Origin of the sequence: Nocardiopsis listeri (genome assembly GCF_020741345.1) — a bacterium.
Taxonomy (GTDB): Bacteria; Actinomycetota; Actinomycetes; order Streptosporangiales; family Streptosporangiaceae; genus Nocardiopsis; species Nocardiopsis listeri_A.
This window is the reverse complement of the sequence record NZ_DYZD01000439.1, coordinates 1-23,540: the sequence shown is the minus strand read 5'-3', so window position 1 is coordinate 23,540 and position 23,540 is coordinate 1. Positions and strand designations below refer to the sequence as shown.

Sequence of the window (23,540 nt, the reverse complement as noted above, 5' to 3'; positions counted from 1 at the left end):
CGGGGTGGGCGGACCCCACACCCCTCAGGTCTCGTGTCCGGATGGCCGTCTCGACACGAGAGACGGTCAGGTGTGGTCCTCCCCGACCAGGGCGCGGACGAAGTCCAGCATCCGGGTCGTCTCCTCCAGACCACCGATCAGGACCACTCGCAGCCGGGCCCGCTCGGGGTCGTACGCCACCTGGGACTGGGCCGGGGTTCCGCCCCCGGAGGCCCCGGTGGTGGCGGAGATGATCAGCGTACTGATCCGATCGGCCATCGCGCGGTCCACGTCCTCCACCTGCAGGACGGTGGAGACCTCCACCCGGGGACCGCCGTTGCCTGCCCCGTCCTGTTCCGGGTCGCCACCGGTGAACTCGGTCAGGTCCTTGCGGTGGATCCGATACTGCTTACCGATCCGGGTGGCCGCCAGCCGCCCTTCGCGCACGTAGGCGCGCACGGTCTTCACGTGCAGGCCCAACAGCTCCGCGACCTGGTCCACCGAGTAGTACTGCTGGGCCACGCCCACCTCCCCGAACATCCCTGAACCACCCCGACGTTACCCGCAACCGGCGTTGGAAGGGCGTTTTGGGGAAGCTCCGGGGTTCAGGCGGTTTCGGTCGGGGTGGTGCGCCGCCATCGGATCCGGCCGGTCAGGCGCAGCCACACCACCAGGAAGGCCCACAGCACCGTGGGGATCTGGGTCCAGTCGGTGTAGCCCAGCGAACCGGGACGGTAGAGCATGCCCAGGACGACCCCGAGCGCCAGGCTCGCCACCGTCACCGGCCAGGGGGAGCCTTCACCCAGGAAGCGCAGTAGTCGGCTGTGGCCCCACAGCAGCAGGAAGGCGATGGCGGCCACCGCGAGCGCCAACGGCCACACCTCGCCCAGTCCCCGGGTGACCCCGGCGAAGGCGAACAGGGCCGGCACCATCAGCAGACACAGGGCCAGGACGGGGGCGAGTACGGCGGAGGCCGCCGCGCAGGCCAGGGGTCCCCACAGGTTGTCGCGGTTCGGCCGGGGTCGGGGGGAATCATCGGGGCCGCCGCTCGCAGAGGTCACACCCCATTGGTTCCCAAAGAGAGCCGTCTCAGCCTCGCCCCGGCGTCGAAGGTGCGAAGGCGCCGGTCAGGACCGCAAGGCGCAGTCCCCGCACAGCCCGCCCTCGGGGAGTCGGTAGTACAGGCAACAGGTGGTGCGCCGAAAACCCGCCCGCCCCTGGTCGTCCGTCCCGGTGTAGGTTCCGGTGCCCTCCAGGCAGGGGTCGCACAGCAGTGTGCGCACCACCCGTTCGGCGTCTTCGTGGTGCTCGGGGCGGGCCCGGCCCAGGGAGCGGGTGGCACCGGCCAACGCCGCCGCGGTGTTTCCGCGCAACAGCCCCGGTGCGATACCGCCCACCCGCCCCAACGCGGTGGCGACCCCTTCCAGGCCCGCCACGGTTTCTCGGACCGGGCCCCGGGCGATCTCCTGTGGGTCCGGTGAGGCCAAAGGTTGGGCCTCGGTCTCGGTGGTGCGCACGACCATCGGTCCGCCCGGACGCACGAACAGCCGCCACGGGTCCAGGAACACCCCATGGCAAAGGGCCGCGGCCAGTACCGGGGACAGCACCCGTGAGGCCAGACCCTGGTGGAACAGGGAGGCGCCCACCCGCCACTCCACGTCCTCGGCCCCGCCACCGAAGAGCGTGGCCAGACGACCCCGCACGGCCTCCACCTCGGCGGCCAGCGGCTCCCCGGACAGCCCGCCGCCCAGAGCCGCCACCCACCCCGGTTCGGGGCCGGGCGTCTCCAACGCGAAGAACACGTTGATCCCGGCGATGTCCTCAAGGACCGGTGCCAAGAGGGAGACCGGCCCCTCGGCGTTCCCTGCGATGTCGCGCTCGCTCCCCACTCGCTCCCCTTTCCCGCCGCTGCCCGCCGACCCGACGGCGATGCCATCGGTATGGTCCCGCATCCGGCCGGGTAGTGCTGGCACCACCCGCCACTCTCGTGCTGATGACCTCGTGCCGCGGGGCCCACGAACCTAGATTGGTCCTTGTGAGCGGCACGGGGACGAAGCAGACGGGCACGGGCGGCACGGCGGGGCCGGCCGCCACCATCGACGTGCCCTTCCTCCACGAGACCCGCACCGACACCTGGCGGGTCCGCCTGGTCGAGGTTCTGCACCTGATGACCTCCTTTGCCCTGGCGGTGTTCTACCTGGTCCCGGCGGCGTTGCTGGTGACCTCGGCGACCTGGCTGGGTCTGCGGCTCTACGTGCCTTTGGGCGGGCTCCACGTGGAACTCGTGCCCGGCCCCCTGCTGGTGGACATCGTGCTGTTCGTGGTGCTGTTCCCGGTAGTGGCCACCACGCTGGCCCGGATGGCCTGCTACACCCAGCGCTCCCGACTGGCCAACGTGTTCGGCATCGTGGAGACCAGGCCGCCCGACCCCTTGGCCGATTCCGGGCCCTGGGCACGCGGCCTGGCCACCGTGTTCGGTCGTGAGGCGTGGTCGATGGTGGTCTACAGCACCGTCGCCGGGCTGCACGGACTGCTGGCCGGCGGACTGGTGGCCGTGCTGGTGGTGTGCGGAGGAGCCGCGGCGTTGGGCTCCCTGTTCGGGATCGTGTACGTGTTGGCGCGGGGCGCCACACCGGTCGACCTGCTCGGACCGCTCGGGCTGGTGTTGTTGGGCCCGGTGGCGGTTCTGGTGGGTCTGCGCATCGCACGCACGGTGGTCTCCTCCGAGGTCCTGCTGCTGCGCACCCTGCTCTTCGACGCTCCCGAGGTGCGCATGCGGCGACGCCTGCTGCACGTCCAGGACAGTCGCCAACGCATGGTCGACGTGGCCGAGGCCGAGCGCCGACGCATCGAACGCGACCTGCACGACGGTGCCCAACAGCGCCTGCTGGCCCTGACGTTGACCCTCACCCGGGCCCGCACCCGGCTGGCCCACGACCCCGAGGGGGCGCGCGACCTCATCACCGAGGCCCAGCGCGAGTCCAAGGAGGTCATGACCGAGTTGCGCCAGGTCGCCCGGGGACTGCACCCTCGGGTGCTGACCGATCACGGTCTGGGCGCCGCCCTGCCGGTGGCGGCCGGCCGCTCACCCGTACCGGTCCGACTCGACCTGGAACTGGACGAGCGCCCCTCCCCCCGCGCCGAGGGGGTCGCCTACTACGTGGTCAGCGAAGCGCTGACCAACGTCGCCAAGCACTCCCGCGCCGAGCAGGTTCGGGTGGCACTGGATCGGGTCCCGGGCCGACACGGTGATTCCTTGCGTCTGACCGTCACCGACGACGGCGTGGGCGGCGCCGACCCCGAGGCGGGCACCGGCCTGTACGGGCTGTGGGACCGGGTGGACGCCGTCGACGGGGTCCTGACCGTCCACAGTCCCGAAGGCGGAGGAACCGTCCTGACCGCACACATCCCATGGGAGGCCTGACCGTGAGCACCGCAGAGACCGAGCGAAGTGGGACCCGGGTGATCATCGCCGAGGACTCGGTACTGCTGCGCAGCGGGATGGCCCGACTGTTGGAGGACGCCGGGGTGGAGGTGGTGGCCTCGGTGGGCGACGCCGACGCGCTCATCGGCGCGGTGGACGCCCACCCCGACGTGGACCTGTGCCTGGTGGACATCCGCATGCCGCCCACCTACTCCGAGGAGGGCATCCAGGCGGCGGTGAGGATCCGCCGTACCCATCCGGAGGTGGCGGTGCTGTTGTTGTCCCAGCACGTGGTCAGCCGCTACGCCGCCGATCTGCTCGGGGCGGGCGCGTTCAAGGTCGGTTACCTGCTCAAGGACCGGGTGGCCGACATCGAGGAGTTCACCGACGTGCTGCGTCGGGTGGCCGATGGCGGGGCCGCGATCGACCCCGAGGTGGTCACACAGCTGCTCAGCGGCAACCGTGACCGCTCCCTGGAGCGGCTCACCCCGCGCGAGAGCGAGGTGCTGGAGGTGATGGCCGAGGGGGTCAACAACGCGGGCATCGCCGACCGGCTCACCATCACCGAACGAGCGGTGGAAAAGCACATCCGCTCCATCTTTCTCAAGCTCGACCTGGGCCGGGACGACCACGACCACCGCAGGGTCCTGGCGGTGCTGCGCTACCTGCGCGGTTCGGCCCGGGACTGACCGACCACATCAAGGAGGGCCGCGCCTTCCGGAAGGAGAACGACGTGACTTTCAGGGCACGAGGCCTGTACGCCTCGTCCAGCAAGGAATCGAGGCGGTTCCGTTGGGGCCCGTGGATGCTCCTGGGCGGAGTGCTCGTGGTGGTCCTGGTGGTGCTCACCGGGCTGTCCGTGCTGGGCAACGTGGTGGCCCATCAGAGCGACAAGACCGACTCCTACGGTGGAGCGAGCGCTCTGAGCGTCAACAACGACACCGGTGGGCGCATCGAGGTCGGTGCCGCCGAAGGAGACGAGATCGTCGTCGAACGCACCCTGCGGGGCGGTCCGCTGTCCGAACCGGAGGAGCGCATCGACGACGGCGGCGACAGCCTGGACGTCGACGGCCGTTGCGATGGCTTCCCGCTCTTTTCCACCTGCTCCATCGACTACAACATCCAGGTTCCCGAGGACGTCTCGGTCACCTTGGAGAACAACAGCGGGAACGTGGAGGTGCGCAACCTGGCGTCGGAGCTGTCGGTGAACTCCGTCAGCGGGTCGATCGAGGTCTTCGAACATGAGGGATCGGTCGATGTCGAGGCCACCTCGGGCACGATCTCCCTGTCCGACATCACCGGTTCGGTCCGGGCCCACAACGTCAGCGGTGACATCGAGGCCGACGGTGAGGGAGAGCGACTGGAGGTGTCCACCACCTCCGGGAGCGTGGACGTGGAGGACTTCACGGCAAAGGAGGTCGTGGCCGAGTCGGTGAGCGGCTCCCTGGAACTCGGCGGCGGGTTCACCACCCTGGAGGCCGCCACCACCTCCGGCGGGGTGGAGATCACCACCGACACCCCCTTCGAGCTGATGGAGGTGGAGACCGTCAGCGGCGGCGTCGAGGCGACGGTACCGGCGGGGACCTACGAGATCGGTGGGGAGTCCACCTCCGGTGACCGTGACTTCGACGTGGACACCTCATCGGAGTCCGACAGCCGCATCGAGGTGGACACCACCAGTGGTTCGGTGCGGGTGGGATCTTAGGAGGCCCGGGCCCCGTCCCGGGCCCGGGACGACTCACTCCTCGGTTTCGCGTTCGAAGCGCAACGCCGCCCAGTCCGAGTCGATCGGTTCCTGGGCGGTGGACCGCCACCCGGCGTCGGTGAGGGTGTCCCAACCCTTGTCCGCGGTCAGGTCGGTGATGATGGTGCCGCCTCGTTGGGGGAAGCACACCCACAACCGGGTGGTGGGGCCCACCAGGTCCGACATCGCCGGCCCCTCACGGTCCACCGTGCCCCGATCGAGGGCGAACAGGTGCACGTGGTCGTAGACCGCGCCCTCGATCACCCCCAGGTCGATGTGGACGTCGGGCGGGGGTTCCAGCAGACGCAGATAGCGTTCGGGCGCGTTGAGGACGAGCAACCGGTCCCCGGCCCCTACCCCCAACTTCTGGGCGAGTGTGGACGACATTCCTCCTCCGTTCACGTTCCTTGCCCGGCCACCGTATGTTTTCCGAGCACGGAAACCGAGCACCTTCCCCGACTGGTCCCGGAGAAGACCGTGTTTTTAGGATGTCTCCATGACACAACACAACGGTGGACCGCGCTGGGGCGTGGTCGGTACCGGAGGCATCGCCCACGCCTTCCTGGAGGGGCTGCGGGCCGTTCCCTCCGCCAAGATCGTGGCGGTGGGCTCCCGGACCGCCGCACGCGCCGAGGAATTCGGGTCCGCCTGGGACATCCCCCACCGCCACGCGAGCCATGAGTCCTTGGCAGAGGACCCCGAGGTCGACGTGGTCTACGTGGCCACCCCCCATCCCTGGCACCACACGGTCGCGTTGCAGATGCTCGACGCCGGCAAGCACGTGCTGGTGGAAAAGCCCATGGCGATGAACGCCCTGCAGGTCACCGAGATGGTGGCGGCCGCCAAGACCAACGACCGCTTCCTGATGGAGGCGATGTGGACGCGCTACCTGCCCGTGCACGAGTTGGCCCGCACCCTGGTGGCCGAGGGCGCCATCGGGGAGCTGAGCGCGCTCTCGGCCGACTTCGGCATCAACGTCCCCTACGACCCCGACCACCGGCTGTTCAACGCCGATCTGGGCGGTGGCGCCCTACTGGACCTGGGGATCTACCCGCTGGCGTTGGCCTCCCAGTACCTGGGTGAACTGACCGTGGTGGGAGCGACCCGACGGCTTTCACCGGATCACATGGTGGACGTGCACACGACCTTGTTGGTACGTGGCGAGAACGGGGTGAGCGCCACCCTGGAATGCGCCTCGCACACCACCCTGCCGGGCCGGGCCGTACTCTCCGGCACGGGCGGATGGTTGGAGATCGAACGGTTCTGGGCCGGGACCGACCTGGTCCTGCACCGGGACGGTCGCGAACCCGAACGGTTCCACCGGCCCTTCCGCGCCAACGGCTATGAGTACGAGGCCGAGGAGGTCGCGCGCAGAATCGCCGCGGGGGAGCTGGAGAGCCCACGGATGCCGTGGTCGGAGAGCCTGAGCCTGGCCGGGGTCATGGACCAGGTCCGTGACATGGGCGCCCTGACCTACACCCGGCCCACGGTCAAGGCCGTCCCCCTGGGATGAGTCCGGAGGCTCCGGCCCCGGTGGGGGTGGCCTGGACGGTCGAACCCACCGGGGCCGCCCCGCGCAGGGGCCGGCCGCCCGTGGGGGCGGGGGAGGGGCCGCCCAGATAGCGGCCCAACAAGACGCGGACCAGGGGCAGGGCGCTCATGCGCACCACCATCAGCACGGCGTCCTTGGGTCCCACCTGCTCGGCGAAGTAGGTGTCCAGGTCGACGTGGCCGCTGCGCGGGGTGACGCCATAGACGCGGCCCTCGAACATGCGGTAGGCGTCGCGTACGAGCAGGGTGCGCGGATCCAGGCGGGGGCCGTCGCCGAGCCAGTGGGCGGCGTCGGTGGCGATACGAGCGATCGTGGCGGGCACGGCCCGGCCGTGTCGGGGGTGGACACGGGTCCGGCCCAGTCCCTTGCGCCAACCGGAGTAGACGGCCGGGTGACGGGTGCGCAGGACGACGTAGGTGTTGCCCCAGGGGCGAGCGAGGAGTTCACGGGTCAGGAAGTGGGTCATCAGGGCGCTGGAGAGCCCGAACCGGCGATGGGCGGGGACCACACCGGCGGCGTCCAGGTACAGGGCGCGGCGGGAGGCGAAGCGGCGCCGGTGATAGCCGCCCCAACCCACGGGTGTTCCGGCCGCGTCCAGGATCAGGGCCAGGCAGGAGATCTGGTCGAAGAAGCCGGAACCGACCCGGGTGTGCCAGTAGTCGGAGTGGTCGGCACCGAAGGATCGGGCGGCCAGGTCCCGTAGGAGGGTCAGCATCCTCTGGCGGCCGGGTCCGGTGAACGCGGAGGGGGTGTCCCAGCGGGCGACCTGGTAGCCGTTGACCAGAGGCCGCACTGTGGGGGGAGCACCGAGGTCACGCAGGTCCGGGCCGAGGGTTCGGGTCTGTTCGGGCACGCGGAAGCCCTACTTTCATTACTCTACGAAAGCGAACGACTTCTTAACGTAGCGGCTCGGGGGGTTGCGGGGGTCCGGTTCGATCATTCGGAGGTTTCCCCGGCTATCGGGACAGGGCTCCCCGGTCGCGATCGGCGCGCGCACGATACAGCTTCCAGGCCAAGGCGGCGTAGGACAGCGCGACGATGCCCGCGATGACGAATCGCGAGGTCATCAGGTGGTCCTCGGGGTAGATCACCCCGGTCAGGTGGTGATCGATGAACCCGTTCTCCATCACCTCGCGCCCGGTGGCGGCCCGGGAGTGGTTCTCGATGTCGGTCAGGAAGCACGGCCAGCCGATGGTGACGATGCCCAGGGCGTAGGCGGCCACGAACAGATGCGGCCAGAACATGCGGGGCCACCGCAGCGACAGGAAGCCGCCGAAGACGACATAGGCGAAGAACAGGTAGTGCGCGACCATGGCGGCGTGGCCGACGAGGAGGATGCCGAAGTGGTTCATGCTCAGAACCTAGGGATGGATGGCGGGCCCTACATCTGTGCTCCTACCCGGTATCGGTGAGTAGGAGTACTCAAGGACTCAATCGACCATGCCCCGATCCAGGAAGGCACGGGCGCGCTCGCGTGCGTGGGGCAGGTCCACGTCCAGCGCCCTCAGCACCCGCAGGGCCGATCCTTCCTCCACCGAGACCAGACCCCACACCAGGTGGTGGACCCCCAGGCGCGGTTGTCCTCGACGCCGGGCCTCATCCCGGGCCAGGCGCAGCACCGTGCGCGCCCGCCGGGTGAGGGTCGGGAGCTGCGCGCAGGGGGTGCCACCGGGCGCGATGACGCGTACGAGCTCGCGTCGTAACAGGTGCGGGGCCTGCTCCAACGCGGTGCGGCCTCCCGCCTCCTCCGCCTGAGCCGCCACTCCGATCACCAGGTGTTCGGTACCCAGGAAGGGGTGACGCAGGGCCATGGCCTCGCCTCCGGCCAGTTCCACGGCCCGTAGCGCGGCGGGGGAGAGTTCGGTCTCCCCGGGCGGGTTCTCGGACACGGGCGCCTCCAGGTCGAGGGGTCGGTACTCAGCGATAACACGCCGCGGCGGCCTCTAGCCCGGGCCGAAGGGCTCACTTCCCGGGTTTTCGGCCCTCCTCGGCGGTGCGCAGCAGACGCCCGCCCAGGTGGGTCATCGCCTCGCGCAGTTCGGCGGGTTCCTCGACCTCCATGTCCACGTCCAACATCGCCAGGTAGCAGGCCATGGCGACCATGTCCTCACCGGCGCACAGCAGCACACAGGAGCGTTCGTCCACCGCCTCGATGGGGCCGTAGTGGGCGGCCCGCCCGCGCAGGGCCTCCTGCGCGGACATCGACAGTCGAACCCGCGCCTTGATCGGCCACATGTGCAGGTTCATCCGTTCGGCCAGGTAGGCGGCCACTCCCCGCCCTGGCGGGTCGCGCGGGGGAACTCTGGGACCGGTGGGGGTCAGGGGGCGCATCCGGTCCACCCGGAAGGTCCGCCAGTCCTGCCGTGCGGTGTCCCAGGCCACCAGGTACCAACGCCGCCCCTGGGCGACCAGGCGGTGCGGCTCCACCAGTCGTCGACTCAGAGCGCCCTGGTGGCTCTCGTAGTCGAACCGCAGCCTTTCGCTATCCCGACAGGTGGCGGCCACCAAGGCCAGGGTGTCGGCGTCCACGGTGGGTCCTTCGGAGGGCATCGGCACGGTGAAGGTGCCCAGCGCGTCCACCCGGCGACGCAGCCGGGAGGGCAACACCTGCAGGAGTTTGGCCAGGGCGCGCACCGAGGTCTCCTCGATCCCCGACACCCCTCCCTGGGCGGCGGTGCGCAGCCCCACCGCGACCGCCACCGCCTCGTCATCGTCCAGCAACAGCGGAGGCAGGGAGGCTCCGGCGCCGAGTTGGTATCCACCGCCGGTGCCCATGATGGCGTGGATGGGATAGCCCAGTTCGCGCAGGCGGTCCACGTCGCGACGCACGGTCCGCGGGCTCACCGCCAGGCGTTCGGCCAGGTCGTTGCCGGGCCAGTCCTTGCGGGTCTGGAGTAGGGACAGGAGACGGAGCAGTCGGGCCGAGGTCGACTTCATGTGATGAGTCTGCCGGCGGTGGCGGTCAGGAACGGTCCTCCACCACCAGCGGATCCGGTGTGGGGCGGGGCCTGGACAGGAGCAGGTGGACCAGGGCCGCGGTGACCTGTAGTGCCACCGCCAGGGCCAGACAGAGCGTCAGGGAGTGGTCGGCCAAGGGGCCGGCCGACGCGGCGCCGGCGGCGAAGGCGCTCACCTTCAGGCTCGCCGCGGTGGTGAACACCTGGGTGCGCAGGCGCTCGGGGGCCTCCCGGTGGCGGACCACGAACAGAGCGGTCAATTGGGGCCCCTCCGCGGCGCCCACCACCGCCACCGCGAACAGCAGCCACGGCGCGGAGGGAGCCACCATGGCACCCGCAACGCCCACCGCCTGCACCAGCACACACAACGGCACCATCGAGTCCGGGGCGAGCCGGGCCGGGCCACGGGCCAACACCAAGTTGGCGGTCAACGCGCACACCGCCATGACCGACAACAACATCGCGCCCTGCGCGGCTCCGCCCAACAGCCGTTCCCCCAGTACCGGAGTGGCCACCACCAACACCCCGGTCCCGGCGATGGAGACCGTGGAGACCAGGGTGACGCGCAACAGCGCCCGGTTGCCCAGGACCACGCGCGTGCCCGCGATCAGGTCGGTGAGCGCCGGGGACGGTACGGGCGGTGTGCTCCGGGCGGGCAGGGACCAGGCCACCGGGGCGGCCAAACCGATGAGGGCCACCGCGACAGCGACCGCGGCGCCACCACCCGCCCTCAGCGCCACCGCCCCGGCCAACCCCGGGCCCAGCAGGGAGGCGGTACTGAAGGTCATCGCGTCCAAGGCGTTGGCCCGTCTCAGATGGGTGGAGGCGACCAGGCGCGGAAGTTGGGCGGTCCATCCTCCCGACAGGGCCGGACCCAGCAGCCCCACGGTCAGTGCCAAGGCCAGTACCGGAGCGAACGGCAGGGGCTTCAGGAACAGGGCGACGGCGGCCAGACCCAGCGCGTTCGACACCAGGATGCCGGCGAGCAGCCGGCCCGGGCGCGCAGCGCGATCCAGCAACACCCCCACCGCGGGCCCGCCGATCGCCGCGGTGGCGGTGACCCCCGCCAACAGGGCCGAACCGGTGGCGGCGCTCCCCGTGACGGCCGCCCCCAACAGCAGAAGGGCCGGCCCGGAGGCCTCATCTCCAGTGCGGGCGGCGGCCGCTCCGCACAGGTAACGCACCAGGCCGTAACGGGCACTCATGCACAGGACGCTACAAAGTAACCAATGAACACACCATGGGCGTTACCTTGGAGGTATGACCACAGCACCGCGCCCGGTGGGTTCCACCCGCGCACTGGCCGAACGCACCACCGACCTGCTCAACGCCCTGGCAGAGGAGGACGTGAACCCCCAACGGATCGCCGACCTGTTCACCGAACACGGCGAGACCGACCCGGACCTGACCTCGGAGGACGTCAGGGCCCTGCGCGAGGTCGCCGTCGAACTGCGTCACGTCCTGGCCGCCCCGACCCTGGACCAGGCCGCCCGACGCGTCAACGTCCTGCTCGCCCGGGAGACGCACCCGCCCCGGCTTTCCGACCACGATGGCGCCCACCCCTGGCACCTGCACGTGGACAGCGACGACGAGGCACCCTGGGACGAGTGGTTCGTGGCCTCCACCGGCCTGTTCCTGGCCCGCCTGATCAGCGAGCGCCAACGCCACCCCGGCGGGGTGTGCGCCGCGCACGCGTGCGAGCGGGTGTTCGTCGACACCGCCCACGGCGGCACGCGACGGTTCTGTTCTCGCCGCTGCGCAACCCGCGCACGGGTGGCCGCCCACCGCCGAGCCCGTGCCTAGGAGGCGGCTTCGGGGCGATCGGGTACCAAAACGCTCAGGCAGGTCACACAGCCCTCCAGTTTCTCGAACTCGGAGATGTCCACCGGCAGCACCCGCCAGTGTTCGGCGGCCAACAGCTGCACGGTCTCCCGCGCGGCGGCGCTGACCAGCACGTCCCGCCCGCCCAAGGGCACCACGTGGGCTCCCGGTTCCTCGGGGACACGACGGATCGGTGGCAGGTGGGAGGCCTCCACCAGATCGGGCAGACCCACGAGAGAGTCGTCGGGCAGCGCGGTCACCGCGGACTTCAAGTGCAGTACCCGCCCCAAGGGCACCTGGCATACCTTGCGGTCCAAGGGGGCGAGCAGCCGCTGAAGCTGTTCGGCGCCCTCGACGTCGGTGCGCCCGCCCACCCCCACATAGACGGTGGACCCCACCTGCAGGACGTCCCCGCCCTCCAGGGTTCCGGGTTCTTCGATCCGGGCCACCCGCAACCCCAGGGAACGCGCCGCCCGTTCGGCGCCCTCGATCTCCCCACGACGCTCCCGGGCGCCGGGCCGGGTCACCACGGCCAGGTCCTCGCACACCACCAGAGTGTCCTCCACGAACACCGAATCCGGATGTTCGGGCGCCGCGTCCACCTCGACCACCCGCCAACCCGCCGAGGCCAAGGTCTCCTGGTAGATCGTGTACTGACGTGCGGCCAGCACCGGATCCACCGCCGAGCGGGCGATGTGGGTGACGATCCCCTCGGCCGGATGTGCTCCGGGCGGCCTGGTCAGGGCGACCCCGTGGGTGGTGTATCCGTCCAATTCGACCTCCTGCGTAGGAATGGGTGAGGGAGCCGGGCTTCCTGGGAGGAGCCGCAGCCTATCGCGCGCCCCTACCCCGATCCGGTGACCGGCACGCGGGTCCAACGGCTTGTGCCGGGCCGGTGCTCGGGGCAGGGTGGGGCCATGGACGTGATCGTGGTCGGCGGCGGCATCGTGGGGACCAGTGCGGCGTTCCACCTGGCGAAGAAGGGTGTGTCCACGGCGCTGGTGGACGCCTCCCACCTGGGGCAGGCCACCGGGGCGGGGACGGGCATCGTCTTCCCGTGGCCCTTCCCCTGGGACTCACCCGCCGAGCAAGGATTCAAGGCCGCCGCGGCCGCGCACTACCCGCGTTTGATGGCCGAGCTGGTCGAGGACGGCCACGACCCCGGATTCGAGGTGGTCGGTGGGTTGTCGGTGGACCGAGAGGGCGACGACGCCGGGTTCGAACTGTTCAGCACGCTCTCGCGACGTCCGGAGTTCGCCACCATGGGGCGGGTGGAACGCCTGGCCGAGGGGGAGCCGCGCGAACGGTTTCCCTTGGTGCCGGCCGACTACGGCGGGGTCCACATCGAGGGCATGGCCCGGGTGAACGGCCACTCCGCGAGGTCGGCGCTGTTCGAGGCCGCCGAGGAGCGGGGTCTGCGCTACTACAAGGGTGACGCGCGTCTGCTGTGGAACGGCGAGCGGGTGACGGGCGCAGGGGTGGGATCGGAGGAGTTGACGGCGAGCACGGTGATCGTCGCGGCCGGGGCGTGGTCGGCGGACCTGCTGGCGGCGACCGGGGTGCGGGTGGGCGTGCGCCCGGTGCGCGGACAGTCGACGCACTTCGTCCTTCCCGGGCACCGCACCCGCGACTGGCCGGTGGTGCGGTTCGGAGAACGTGACTACTTCGTGAGCGCCGCCGCCCCCGACCGGGTGATCACCGGCGGCACCTGGGAACCCGAGGCGGGGTTCGACCACCGGGTGACGGCTTCGGGGCTGCTGGGCAATCTGTCCACGGCCTTGGAGGTCCTGCCGGAGTTGGCCGAGGCGACCGTGGTCGAGACCCGGGTGGGGTTCCGTCCGGGCACCCACGACGGAGCGCAGCTGTTGGGGCCGATCGAAGGGCTGCCCGGGGTGGTGGTGGCCACCGGGCTGGGTTCACAGGGGCTGACCTTCGGGCCGTTCCAGGGGACGGTGGCCGCGCGGCTGGCGATGGGGGAGGACCCGGGCCTGGACTTGTCGGCCTTCGTGCCCGACCGCACGCAGAAGCCGGGCTGAGCGATCGGGGCCGGGGTTTGAGTAGGTGTACTCAAGCCCCGCAGCCGTGTGTTCGCACACCATGAAGGCATGAACACACCTATCCCTCAGCCCCGTTCCACCTCGCAGTTCTACCTCCAGTCGATCGTCGCCTTCGCGGTGTCCACCGTCGGTGTCGGCGCCGGAATCATCTTCTTGCCCGTCGACCTGTGGATGCGCGCCTTCCTCGGCATGAGCGTGCTGTTCGTGATCACCTCCGCGTTCACCCTGGCCAAGTGCGTACGGGACCGCCAGGACGACGAGATCGCGGCCGAGCAGGCACAGCTGTACCAGCAGATGCCGATCTGGCAGGGCGACCCCGCCCGGCAACACGGTTGAGAAGACCGGATGTGGGCGCCGTGGAAGAGCGCGGCGCCCGCACGTGTGTCCGCGGCCGCGGAACCCTCACTCCCGCGGACGGCGCGGCGTCTGTTGCGGCACGGTGCGGCCGCGCCGTGCAAGGTGTACCGGATCGGGGCCGGCCCGGAAGCGTGCCGTGCTCCGCCGGCACCGTTGAACACCCGGCGACCGCGGTGACCCGCACGGTCCCGCTGATCTGCGAAGAGGACGGACGGCCGATCGTCGACGGGCTCCTCCGAGCCGCTGGGCCGGCTCACATGGGAATCGTGAATGAGATCACCATTAGGTGAGTTACGACACCCCCCTGCATAGTTATGGCAAGTATTCGTAGTAAAGTCCCCGCAGTCTGCTGAAGGCCAAACATCGGAGCGTGTTCGGCCACGTCAGCGTTGCGTTCTCGCATGCCTTGGACCCGTTGGGCACCGTGGTGCCCAACGGGAACTCAGGCGTGCCCAGGGGAAGGAGCTCCAAGTGAGCCATGCCAACACGGGAGGGGTGGGCCACCAGGACGGTGGCGCCAACCTCGCCCACGTGACCATGATCGCGGCGGCCGCCGCGATGGGTGGTTTCCTGTTCGGTTATGACAGCGCCGTCATCAACGGCGCCGTCGACGCCATCCAGGAACGCTTCCAGGTGGGCCCGGGGGTCCTCGGATTCACCATCGCCGCCGCGCTGCTCGGATGTGTGGTGGGCGCGGGCACGGCCGGCAACATCGCCGACCGCCTCGGCCGTATCCGTGTCATGCAGATCGCCGGTGTGCTCTTCGCGATCAGCGCGATCGGCTCGGCGCTGCCCTTCACCGTGTGGGACCTGACCGTCTGGCGGATCGTGGGCGGCGTGGCCATCGGTATGGCATCGGTGATCGCGCCCACCTACATCGCCGAGGTCTCTCCAGCGGCCTACCGCGGACGCCTGGCCTCACTGCAACAGTTGGCGATCGTGCTGGGTATCGCCGCCTCCCAGCTGGTCAACTACGCCATCGCAGCGGGGGCCGGTGGGAGCGCGCACAACACGATCGGCCCGCTCCAGGCCTGGCAGTGGATGCTGGCCGTGGAGATGCTGCCCGCCCTGATCTACCTGGGGCTGAGCCTGGTCATCCCCGAATCGCCCAGATACCTGGTGCGGGTCGGCAAGACCGACCAGGCCCGAAAGATCCTGGCCGAGGTCGAGGGTGGCGGAGACGACCGCATCAACGGGCGCATCAACGAGATCCGCGAGGCACTGGGCTCGGAGGTGCGGCCCAAGCTGCGCGACCTGACCGGACGCTATGGTCTGCTGCCCATCGTGTGGATCGGTATGGCGGTCTCCGCCTTCCAACAACTGGTGGGCATCAACGTCATCTTCTACTACTCCAGCTCGCTGTGGCAGTCGGTCGGTGTGGCGGAGGCCGACTCCCTGCTGTTGAGCCTGTTCACCTCGATCGTCAACATCGTGGGCACCGTGATCGCGATCATGCTGGTGGACAAGATCGGCCGCAAGCCGTTGCTGCTGATCGGTTCGGCCGGCATGACGGTGGCGCTGGCCAGTGCGGCCTTCGCCTTCAGCAACGCCCGGGTGGAGGGTGACGAGGTCACCCTGGCCTTCGGGTGGGCCGCGACGGCGCTGGTCGCCGCGAGTTCGTTCGTGCTCTTCTTCGCCCTGTCCTGGGGTGTGGTGGTGTGGGTGTTGCTGGGGGAGATGTTCCCGCTGCGCATCCGGGCGGCCGCCATGGGCGTGGCCACCGCCACCCAGTGGTTGGCCAACTGGCTGGTCACCGTCAGCTTCCCCTCGCTGCGCGACTGGAACCTGTCGGGGGCGTACCTGATGTACGCGGGGTTCGCACTGATCTCGTTCTTCCTGGTGCTCAAGTTCGTCAAGGAGACCAAGGGCAAGACCCTGGAGGAGATGCAGGGCTGACGCACGCGGCCTGAACCGATGCGCGACGGGGGTGACCGATGTTCGGTCACCCCCGTCGCGCATCGGTGTCGGGTGTCCCCGGCGCACAGTCGAGCGTGCGCGGCTTCGACGGGGCCGGCCTTCCGGGCCCGGTGTCCCGGAGCCGGAACCGGGACCAGGCCCTCGCGCCGATACGCCACCACCGACTCCGGCGCTACCGCGAGCCGTACCGGCCGCCCGAGTGCGGTGGTCGGGCCTCAGCCCTGTTCGGGTTCCCGGCCCTCCAACAGGTCATGGACCTGCTCGGCGGTGGTCTCGCGTAGTTCCTCGTCCAGGAACAGCCAGCGGGTGATACCGACCGACTCCAGGAACGGCAGGTCGTGCGAGGCCACCAACAGAGCGCCCTCGTAGGCGGACAGGGCGTCGGTCAACTGCCGAACGCTGGACACGTCCAGGTTGTTGGTGGGCTCGTCCAACATCAACAGTTGCGGGGCCGGGGTTGCCAGCATGGTCATGGCCAGGCTCGCCCGGAAGCGTTCCCCGCCCGAGAGCGTGCCGGCCGGTTGGGCGGCACGCCTCCCGCGGAACAGGAACTTGGCCAGCTGGGCCCGGATGTGCTGCCCGGACACACCCGGTGCGGCGTCGACGACGTTGTCGGCCACCGAACGTTCCTCATCCAGCAGGTCCAGGCGTTGGGGCAGGAACCGCAACGGCACCATCACCTTCGCCTCACCCTCCAACGGTTCGAGTCGCCCGGCCAGGGTGCGCAACAGCGAGGTCTTGCCCGCACCGTTGCGGCCCACCAAGGCGATCCGCTCGGGTCCGCTCACCAACAGGTCCGCTCCGTTCAACCGGCCGTGGCGGAGACGCAGTCCGCTGACGCGCAACACGTCCCGACCGTTGGGCACGGCGGTGTGCGGCAGCTCCACCCTGATCTCGGCGTCGTCGCGAACCGCTTCGGCGGCCTCCTCCTTGCGTTCGCGCGCCTCCTGGAGACGGTCCTCGTGCAGCCCCTTGAGTTTGCCCGCCGATTCCTGGGCGGCTCGCTTCAGCGCGCCCTGGACGATCTTGGGGATGCCCTTCTCGGCGGCGGCCTTCTTCGCGGTGCGCTGACGTCGGGCCAGCTTGATCTGGGTCTGGGCGAGTTCCTTCTTCTGTTTGCGCACGTCGGACTCGGCCGCGCGCAGGGTCCGCTCGGCGGCCTCCTGCTGAACGCCCAAGGCCTCCTGGTAGGCCGACCATCCTCCGCCGTACCAGGTGACCTCGCCCCTGCGCAGCTCGGCGGTACGGTCCACGCGTTCCAACAGGTCCAGGTCGTGGCTGACCACGATCAAGGTGCCCGAACGCCAGGAGTCCACGGCCTCGTACAGGCGCCGGCGGGCGAACAGGTCCAGGTTGTTGGTGGGCTCGTCCAGCAACAGCACGTCGGGGCGCTGCATGAGCAGCGCGGCCAGGCGCAACAGAACGGTCTCCCCACCGGAGAGTTCGCCGATGGTGCGGTCCAGGCCGATGCCGTCCAACCCCAGCGTTCCCAGGGTGGCCAGCGCGCGTTCCTCCACGTCCCAGTCGTCGCCGATGATCTCGAAGTTGACTTCGGAGGCGTCGCCGGACTCGATGGCGCCCAGGGCGGCGCGTTTGTCGGCGATGCCCAGGGCGTGGTCGACGGTCGGTTCGGTGTCGAGTGTGATGTTCTGCGGCAGGTAGGTCAAGCGTCCGTGGACGGTCACCGAACCACGGGCCGGGCGCAGGTGTCCGGCCAGGAGCTTGAGCAGGGTGGACTTGCCCGAACCGTTGGCGCCGACCAGGCCGATGCGTCCCCGGCCGGTGGACAGGGACAGCCCGTCGAAGACGGTGGTGCCCTCCGGCCAGGCGAAGGTCAGGTCGGAACAGGCCACCGAGACGTCGGTGGTGACGGGTTGAGACATGGTGTTCTCTCGCAGTCGGAAGCGTTGTGGGAAAAGGGCTTCGTATGCGAGCACCACGCGGCCTGGGCCGGGCAGAAGGTGAAAGAGGTCCTATGGAGGGAGGGACGGCTCATGCACCGAGGTTGCAACCACGCTGAGTATGCGGCCAGGGGCCGTACCGCGTGATGATCGCGAACCTCAGATGCGCAACGTCCACCTCATTCGTCGACGACAGGACGCTTGTACCTTACCCATCCACCGATGAGTGTCAATCCCTTCGGCGGTGGTGGGTCGGCTCTCAGCGCTCCAGGTCGATCTTGCGCTGCAGGAACTCCTCGCGGTCGATCTCGCCTCTGGCGTAGCGCAACCGCAGCTCGTGTTCGGCCGCGTCCAGGGGTGGTGGAACGGGCGGGTGCGGACGCGTCCGGGCGGCCCGCCTGGTGTGCTGCTGTCGGGTGACCCGCCCGACCTCTCCGACGGTGAGTACGAAGAAGAAGGCCAGCGGCAGGACGATCAGGATCATGATCATCGCGGTGAAGACGGCCATGTGCCACTCCCTGCTCCGCACGAGGGGTGAGGCCCCTCGGGCTCTTCTTCCTGTGTACCCGGCCAAGGGCCGGCGCACCAGGGATCGGGCGGATCTGTGGACCACCGGCACCGCGCGCGGATGTCGACTTCGGCCGCCGTAACCTGGAATGTCGCAATCCGGCCGTACCGGCCGCGAACGAAAGGGCGGGATGCGGGTCCTCCTCGTGGACAACCACGATTCCTACACCTTCAACGTCTTCCAGCTCCTGGCCCGTGTCCTGGGCCGGGAGCCGCTGGTGTTGACCAACGACGATCCCGCCTGGACCGGTTTCGACCCGGGCGCCGTGGACGCCGTGGTCGTCTCACCCGGCCCCGGGCGCCCCCAGGTCACCCGTGACCTGGGGCGGGTCCCCGATCTTTTGGCCCATGCCCACCTGCCGGTGTTGGGGGTGTGTCTGGGCCATCAGGCCATCGCCCACCTGGCCGGAGCGTCGGTGGACTCCGCGCCCCAGCCCCGACACGGTCACCTGAGCCGGGTCCGGCACACCGGCGAAGGGCTCTTCACCGGTGTTCCACAGGACTTCACCGCCGTGCGCTATCACTCCCTGGCCGTGACCGAACCCCTGCCGGACACGTTGAGGGTCACCGCGCGGGCCGAGGACGGCGTGGTCATGGGGCTGCAACACCGTGAGCTGCCACGGTGGGGGGTGCAGTTCCACCCCGAGTCGGTGGCCGGTGAACACGGTGCGGAGATGATGGCCAACTTCCTGGATCTGGCCCGCCCGCACACGCGTCCGCGCGTCCGCGCGTCACCGCCTTCTCGACCCGGGTGTGACCCGCGACCGCCCACGCGGGCCCCCGAACCCGTGGTGGCCGAACTCGACCACGCGGTCGACACCGAGAAGGCCTTCACCCACCTGTACGCCGACGCCGAGTACGCGTTCTGGCTGGACAGCTCCCGACCCGCAGGGCCGGCACGGTTCTCCTTCCTGGGCGCGGCGCAGGGCCCCACCGCCGAAGTGCTCACCTATGACGTGGGACAGGAGGGTGTGCGGGTACGCGACGCCGCCGGAACCCGCACCGAACCGGGCACCGTGTTCGAGGCCCTGGAGCGCCGCACCGGCGCCGCCCCCTTCCCGCACGGGCTGCCCTTCGACTTCATCGGCGGCTACGTGGGCTATCTGGGCTACGAACTCAAGGCGCACACAGGGGGAGAACGCGTGCACACCGCGCCCACCCCGGACGCGGTGTGGATGCGCTGCGATCGTTTCGTGGCCGTGGACCACCACCGGGGACGTACCCATGTGGTGTGCGCCGACGGGGCACCCGACGCCCGAGCCTGGGTGGAGCGAACCCGCGCGGAGTTGCTCGACCTTCCCGACCCGCCCGAACCCGCCCCTGCCGCCGACCCCGTGGACCTGCCCGCCCTGTTGGAGCGCCCCCACGCCGGATACGTCGACGACGTCAAGGCGTGCCTGGCCCACCTCACCCAGGGCGAAAGCTACGAGATCTGCCTGACCAACCGGGTCCGCCTGCCCGACCAGGGCGAAGACCTGGACTTCTACCGAAGACTGCGCGCGGCCAACCCCGCCCCCTACGCCGCCTACCTGCGCCTGGGTGAGGTGAGCGTACTCAGCGCATCCCCCGAGCGCTTCCTGCGCGTTGACTGCGACCGCGTGGCCGAGAGCCGACCCATCAAGGGCACCGCGCCGCGCCACCCCGACCCGGCGGTCGACGCGCGCGTGGCCGAGCGACTGCGCACCGGCGCCAAGACCCGGGCCGAGAACCTGATGATCGTGGACCTGCTCCGCAACGACCTGGGGCGGGTGTGCGAGGTCGGTTCGGTGCGGGTGCCGGCGTTCATGTACATCGAGTCCCACGCCACCGTGCACCAGCTCGTCTCCACCATCCGGGGCCGGCTTCGCCCGGAGGTGTCGACGATGGCGGCGGTGCGCGCCTGCTTCCCCGGCGGCTCGATGACCGGTGCGCCCAAGGCGCGCACCATGGAGATCATCGACCGGTTGGAGTCCTCGGCTCGCGGGGTGTACTCCGGGGCGCTCGGGTACGTGTCGCACTCCGGTGAGGCGGATCTGAGCATCGTCATCCGCTCAGCCGTGCGCGCCGGAGGGGAGCTGGCCATCGGGGCGGGTGGGGCGATCGTGCTGGATTCGGATCCGGAGGAGGAGTACGAGGAGATGCTGCTGAAGGCCCGGGTCCCGGCCCGCGGGCGGTGAGGCTCCCCGGGCCCGATCCCGTGGAGTGGACGGCGACGAACCACCATGGCGAATGAGAACATGTTCCAGTTCGGTGTTAGGTTCCGGTCATGCGAGTTGACGAGTATCTGCAGCTTGACGCCGTCGGCCTGGCCGAACTGGTCCGTGCCGGGGAGGTCACCTCCACCGAACTCCTGGACGTGGCCATCGAACGCGCCGAGCAGGTGAACCCCGCGCTCAACGCGATCATCCTGCCCATGTACGAGGAGGCGCGCCGCTTGGCCGGGACCGCACCCGAAGGCCCCTTGGGCGGGGTGCCCTTCCTGCTCAAGGACCTCTTCCAGGACTACGCCGGATACCCCACCTCCTGCGGGAACCGGGCCCTGCGCCAGGTCCCGGCCTCCAGGCACGCCGAGGTGGTGCGCCGCTGGCTCAAGGCCGGCCTGGTTCCCTTCGGCAAGACCAACGTCCCCGAGTTCGGCGCCAAGGCCGTCACCGAGCCCTTGGAATTCGGCCCCACCCGTAACCCCTGGCACACCGGCCACACCCCCGGCGGTTCCTCCGGTGGTTCGGCGGCGGCCGTGGCGGCGGGGATCACCCCCGCCGCCGGGGCCAACGACGGTGGCGGCTCCATCCGCATCCCCGCCGCCGCCTGTGGCCTGTTCGGGCTCAAACCCGGGCGCGGACGTGTACCGTTCGGGCCCCTGCGGGGCGAACCCATGAACGGCGCCTCGGTCAACGGCGTACTGACCCGCACCGTGCGCGACAGCGCCGCGCTGCTGGACGTCATGGCCGGCTCCGAACCGACCTCGCCCTATCCCATCGCCCCTCCCGAACGCCCCTACGCACAAGAGGTGGGACGCGACCCGGGCCGGCTCCGGATCGGGTTCGGCGAGCACTCGCCCATGGGCACCCGAGTGCACCCCGAGGCGGTGCGCGCCGTGCGCGAGGCGGCCGCGCTGTTGGAGGAGCTGGGCCACGAGGTCGTCGAGGCCGAACCCGCCATCGACGGCCGCTCCTTGACCGAGGACTTCCTGACCATGTGGTATGGGTCCATGGCCGCCCTGGTGGACGGCGTCAAGGCCGACACCGGCTGCTCCGACGACGGCTTCGAACCCGACACCCTGATGCTGGCCGCCATGGGGCGGGCCCGCAGTTCGGCCGACTACGTGCGCGGCCACGACCGCTGGAACCAGCACATCCTGGCCCTGGCCGACTTCCACTCCCGCTACGACCTGCTGTTGACACCCACCATCGCCGGGCCGCCGGTGACCATCGGCCGCCTCGACCCGCCCTCCTGGCTGCGCACCGCCGAACGTCTGCTGGTGCGCACCCGCACCGAACGGATCGTCACGGCCACCGACATGGTGACCACCGAGGTGATGAACAACCTCACCGCCACCCCGTTCACGATGACCGCCAACCTGACCGGAACCCCCGCCATGTCGGTGCCCCTGCACTGGACCGACTCCGGGCTGCCGTTGGGCGTACAGTTCATCGCCGCCGCGGCCGGTGAGGGCATGCTGCTGCGCCTGGCCGGCCAACTGGAACAGGCCCGCCCCTGGGCCCACCGCCGTCCCACCGGGGTGCCCTTCCCCGCCTCGCTCAGCTCCTCCGACGGAGCAGCGTCGTGAGGACCGCGGCGGCCGGTACCGCCCACACCACGCGGTAACCGCCGAAGAGCGCACCACCGGAGGCGGTGAGCACGGCCCGACCGATCATGCCCACCGCCCCGGTCACGGCCACGACCGTGACCAGACCGACCGGCACCGCGAGCAGACACTTGGGAAACCGAACGGCCAAGGGCAAGGCGCGCAAGACGAACAACTCCAGGACGACGGCTCCCGCACCGGCGCCGGCCCACTGAGCGACGGCCACCTCACCCGGCCCGTGGTCGGCGTGGGAGGCCACCGCGACCACAGGCCCACGGCACGCGTGTTCGGTGACGGGGTTCGGTGCGTTCGGGTCTCCCGCGCGCGGGGGAGACCGGGCCCCTTCCAGGACGGTCAGGCGTTCTCGGCGACCAGGACGATCTTGCCGGTGGTGTGCCCCTTCTCTCCCAGGGCGTGTGCCTTGGCGGCCTGGTTCATCGGGAAGGTCGCCTCCACATGGGCCCGCAAGGCACCTCGCTCCACCAGATCGGCGATGGAGCGCATCCCTTCGTGGTCGGCCTCCACCAGCAGCGTCTCCGCCCGCACACCCAGTTTCTCGACCCTGGCCGCCTCATCGGGGTCCTGGCCCGGCAGGAGCGAGACCAGGACACCGCCCGGGCGCAGCAGGTTCAAGGAACGGGCCCGGGTGTCGCCCGACACCGGGTCCAGGACCACATCCACCTCCTCGACCACCTCGGCGAAGTCGACCTCGCGGTAGTCGACGACCTCGTCCGCGCCCAACTCGCGCAGGAAGTCGTGCTTGGGCGTGCCGGCGGTGCCGATGACGTGCGCCCCGTGCGCCTTGGCGATCTGTACCCCCAAGTGGCCGACCCCGCCCGCGGCCGCGTGCACCAGTACCCGCTGCCCCGCACCGACGCGAGCGGTCTCGACCAGGGCCTGGTGGGCGGTCAGGGCGGCCAACGGCAGCGCTCCGGCCTGGACGTGGTCGAGACCGGAGGGTTTGTGGGTGAAGGCACGCGCCGGGCCCAGCGCGTACTCGGCGTGCGAACCCACCCCGTTCGGGTAGGGCAGCATCCCGAAGACCTCCTCGCCGGGCTTGAACAGGGTGACGCCGTAACCCACCTGTTCGACCACACCGGAGACGTCCCAACCCAGGACGAGGGGAAGCCGGTTCAAGAACACGCCCTGGGCGCGATGCTTCCAGTCGGTGGGGTTGATCCCGGCGGCCCGGACCGCGACCAGGATCTGTCCCGGCCCGGGTTCGGGCCGAGGCACCCTGGTCCACTCCAAAACCTCGGGGCCACCGTAGGTGCTCTGTCTGTTGGCGAACATGGTCGCGGTGCTGTCGTCGCTCATGTTCCCCAGACTGCCCGAACGCACCCGTACGAACACCATGACCTCGCTCTCCGGCGATCCCATTGGTCATCGGTGGCCCTCACCGCTACGTTCGGGAACCCGCGGCACAACCGCCGAGACCACACACCAGAGCACACGTTCGGAAGAGTGCGAGCACCAT

General features: G+C 70.1%; 24 protein-coding genes. 10 read left to right on the top strand and 14 right to left on the bottom strand.

The window, feature by feature from the left end; genetic code table 11:
- Positions 1–66 precede the first annotated feature (66 nt).
- From K8V84_RS23740 to K8V84_RS23730, 3 genes are all read right to left on the bottom strand, one after another.
- A complete protein-coding gene (locus tag K8V84_RS23740; RefSeq protein WP_304078795.1) occupies positions 67–501 on the bottom strand; it encodes a helix-turn-helix domain-containing protein in 435 nt (144 codons plus the stop codon).
- 83 nt (positions 502–584) lie between these two features.
- Positions 585–1,040, bottom strand: a complete 456-nt coding sequence (locus tag K8V84_RS23735) for a hypothetical protein (protein WP_304078794.1) — start codon at positions 1,038–1,040, stop codon at positions 585–587.
- A gap of 66 nt (positions 1,041–1,106) precedes the next feature.
- Positions 1,107–1,868 carry a (2Fe-2S)-binding protein gene (locus tag K8V84_RS23730; protein WP_304078793.1) on the bottom strand — a complete coding sequence of 254 codons (762 nt, stop codon included), beginning with the start codon at positions 1,866–1,868 and terminating at the stop codon, positions 1,107–1,109.
- Positions 1,869–2,146: 278 nt separating this feature from the next.
- Here K8V84_RS23730 and K8V84_RS23725 point away from each other — a divergent pair, with 278 nt between their 5' ends.
- From K8V84_RS23725 to K8V84_RS23715, 3 genes are read left to right on the top strand one after another with little or no spacing between them, the layout of a single operon-like run.
- The gene (locus K8V84_RS23725) at positions 2,147–3,403 is read left to right on the top strand and encodes a sensor histidine kinase (RefSeq protein WP_304078817.1); all 1,257 of its coding nucleotides are present in this window, start codon (positions 2,147–2,149) and stop codon (positions 3,401–3,403) included.
- Positions 3,391–4,092 carry a response regulator transcription factor gene (locus K8V84_RS23720; protein WP_304078792.1) on the top strand — a complete coding sequence of 234 codons (702 nt, stop codon included), beginning with the start codon at positions 3,391–3,393 and terminating at the stop codon, positions 4,090–4,092. The genes K8V84_RS23725 and K8V84_RS23720 overlap by 13 nt, the downstream gene beginning before the upstream one ends.
- Positions 4,093–4,136: 44 nt before the next feature.
- Positions 4,137–5,108 carry a DUF4097 family beta strand repeat-containing protein gene (locus K8V84_RS23715; protein WP_304078790.1) on the top strand — a complete coding sequence of 324 codons (972 nt, stop codon included), beginning with the start codon at positions 4,137–4,139 and terminating at the stop codon, positions 5,106–5,108.
- A 33-nt stretch (positions 5,109–5,141) separates the two neighbouring features.
- Here K8V84_RS23715 and K8V84_RS23710 read toward each other — a convergent pair whose 3' ends face one another.
- Positions 5,142–5,534: a hypothetical protein gene (locus K8V84_RS23710; RefSeq protein WP_304078789.1), complete on the bottom strand. Its 393-nt coding sequence runs from the start codon at positions 5,532–5,534 to the stop codon at positions 5,142–5,144.
- A 109-nt stretch (positions 5,535–5,643) separates the two neighbouring features.
- On the opposite strand from K8V84_RS23710, the gene K8V84_RS23705 reads away from it, so the two are divergent.
- Positions 5,644–6,660, top strand: a complete 1,017-nt coding sequence (locus K8V84_RS23705; RefSeq protein ID WP_304078788.1) for a Gfo/Idh/MocA family protein — start codon at positions 5,644–5,646, stop codon at positions 6,658–6,660.
- Here the strand turns inward: K8V84_RS23705 and K8V84_RS23700 are convergent.
- From K8V84_RS23700 to K8V84_RS23680, 5 genes are all read right to left on the bottom strand, one after another.
- Positions 6,638–7,552: a GNAT family N-acetyltransferase gene (locus K8V84_RS23700; RefSeq protein WP_304078786.1), complete on the bottom strand. Its 915-nt coding sequence runs from the start codon at positions 7,550–7,552 to the stop codon at positions 6,638–6,640. The two genes, K8V84_RS23705 and K8V84_RS23700, sit on opposite strands and share 23 nt — an antisense overlap.
- A gap of 103 nt (positions 7,553–7,655) precedes the next feature.
- Positions 7,656–8,051: a DUF2784 domain-containing protein gene (locus tag K8V84_RS23695; protein ID WP_304078784.1), complete on the bottom strand. Its 396-nt coding sequence runs from the start codon at positions 8,049–8,051 to the stop codon at positions 7,656–7,658.
- Between the two features lie 78 nt (positions 8,052–8,129).
- Positions 8,130–8,588 (bottom strand): Clp protease N-terminal domain-containing protein, encoded by a 459-nt coding sequence (locus K8V84_RS23690; protein ID WP_304078782.1) that lies wholly within the window; start codon positions 8,586–8,588, stop codon positions 8,130–8,132.
- Positions 8,589–8,661: 73 nt separating this feature from the next.
- Positions 8,662–9,636: a YafY family protein gene (locus tag K8V84_RS23685; protein WP_304078781.1), complete on the bottom strand. Its 975-nt coding sequence runs from the start codon at positions 9,634–9,636 to the stop codon at positions 8,662–8,664.
- Positions 9,637–9,661: 25 nt separating this feature from the next.
- Positions 9,662–10,861 carry an MFS transporter gene (locus tag K8V84_RS23680; RefSeq protein ID WP_304078779.1) on the bottom strand — a complete coding sequence of 400 codons (1,200 nt, stop codon included), beginning with the start codon at positions 10,859–10,861 and terminating at the stop codon, positions 9,662–9,664.
- Between the two features lie 55 nt (positions 10,862–10,916).
- On the opposite strand from K8V84_RS23680, the gene K8V84_RS23675 reads away from it, so the two are divergent.
- The gene (locus tag K8V84_RS23675) at positions 10,917–11,459 is read left to right on the top strand and encodes a CGNR zinc finger domain-containing protein (RefSeq protein WP_304078778.1); all 543 of its coding nucleotides are present in this window, start codon (positions 10,917–10,919) and stop codon (positions 11,457–11,459) included.
- Here K8V84_RS23675 and ddaH read toward each other — a convergent pair.
- Positions 11,456–12,250, bottom strand: a complete 795-nt coding sequence (gene ddaH / locus K8V84_RS23670; RefSeq protein ID WP_304078776.1) for a dimethylargininase — start codon at positions 12,248–12,250, stop codon at positions 11,456–11,458. The two genes, K8V84_RS23675 and ddaH, sit on opposite strands and share 4 nt — an antisense overlap.
- Before the next feature lie 144 nt (positions 12,251–12,394).
- On the opposite strand from ddaH, the gene K8V84_RS23665 reads away from it, so the two are divergent.
- From K8V84_RS23665 to K8V84_RS23655, 3 genes are all read left to right on the top strand, one after another.
- Entirely contained in the window at positions 12,395–13,513 is a 1,119-nt protein-coding gene (locus tag K8V84_RS23665; RefSeq protein WP_304078774.1) for an FAD-binding oxidoreductase, read from the top strand.
- A gap of 69 nt (positions 13,514–13,582) precedes the next feature.
- On the top strand, positions 13,583–13,870 hold the full coding sequence (locus K8V84_RS23660; RefSeq protein ID WP_304078772.1) for a YiaA/YiaB family inner membrane protein: 288 nt from the start codon (positions 13,583–13,585) through the stop codon (positions 13,868–13,870).
- 492 nt (positions 13,871–14,362) lie between these two features.
- The gene (locus tag K8V84_RS23655; protein ID WP_304078770.1) at positions 14,363–15,787 is read left to right on the top strand and encodes a sugar porter family MFS transporter; all 1,425 of its coding nucleotides are present in this window, start codon (positions 14,363–14,365) and stop codon (positions 15,785–15,787) included.
- Positions 15,788–16,023: 236 nt separating this feature from the next.
- Here the strand turns inward: K8V84_RS23655 and K8V84_RS23650 are convergent, their stop codons facing one another.
- Complete coding sequence (locus K8V84_RS23650) at positions 16,024–17,691, bottom strand: ABC-F family ATP-binding cassette domain-containing protein (protein WP_304078768.1); 1,668 nt, start codon at positions 17,689–17,691, stop codon at positions 16,024–16,026.
- A 277-nt stretch (positions 17,692–17,968) separates the two neighbouring features.
- A complete protein-coding gene (locus K8V84_RS23645) occupies positions 17,969–18,217 on the bottom strand; it encodes an SHOCT domain-containing protein (RefSeq protein ID WP_304078766.1) in 249 nt (82 codons plus the stop codon).
- Between the two features lie 190 nt (positions 18,218–18,407).
- Here K8V84_RS23645 and pabB point away from each other — a divergent pair, with 190 nt between their 5' ends.
- Complete coding sequence (gene pabB, locus K8V84_RS23640) at positions 18,408–20,432, top strand: aminodeoxychorismate synthase component I (protein ID WP_304078816.1); 2,025 nt, start codon at positions 18,408–18,410, stop codon at positions 20,430–20,432.
- An 89-nt stretch (positions 20,433–20,521) separates the two neighbouring features.
- On the top strand, positions 20,522–22,045 hold the full coding sequence (locus tag K8V84_RS23635; RefSeq protein ID WP_304078765.1) for an amidase: 1,524 nt from the start codon (positions 20,522–20,524) through the stop codon (positions 22,043–22,045).
- Here the strand turns inward: K8V84_RS23635 and K8V84_RS23630 are convergent.
- Positions 22,017–22,331, bottom strand: a complete 315-nt coding sequence (locus K8V84_RS23630; RefSeq protein WP_304078764.1) for a hypothetical protein — start codon at positions 22,329–22,331, stop codon at positions 22,017–22,019. The two genes, K8V84_RS23635 and K8V84_RS23630, sit on opposite strands and share 29 nt — an antisense overlap.
- Positions 22,332–22,417: 86 nt before the next feature.
- The gene (locus K8V84_RS23625) at positions 22,418–23,380 is read right to left on the bottom strand and encodes an NADP-dependent oxidoreductase (RefSeq protein ID WP_304078763.1); all 963 of its coding nucleotides are present in this window, start codon (positions 23,378–23,380) and stop codon (positions 22,418–22,420) included.
- Positions 23,381–23,540 lie beyond the last annotated feature (160 nt).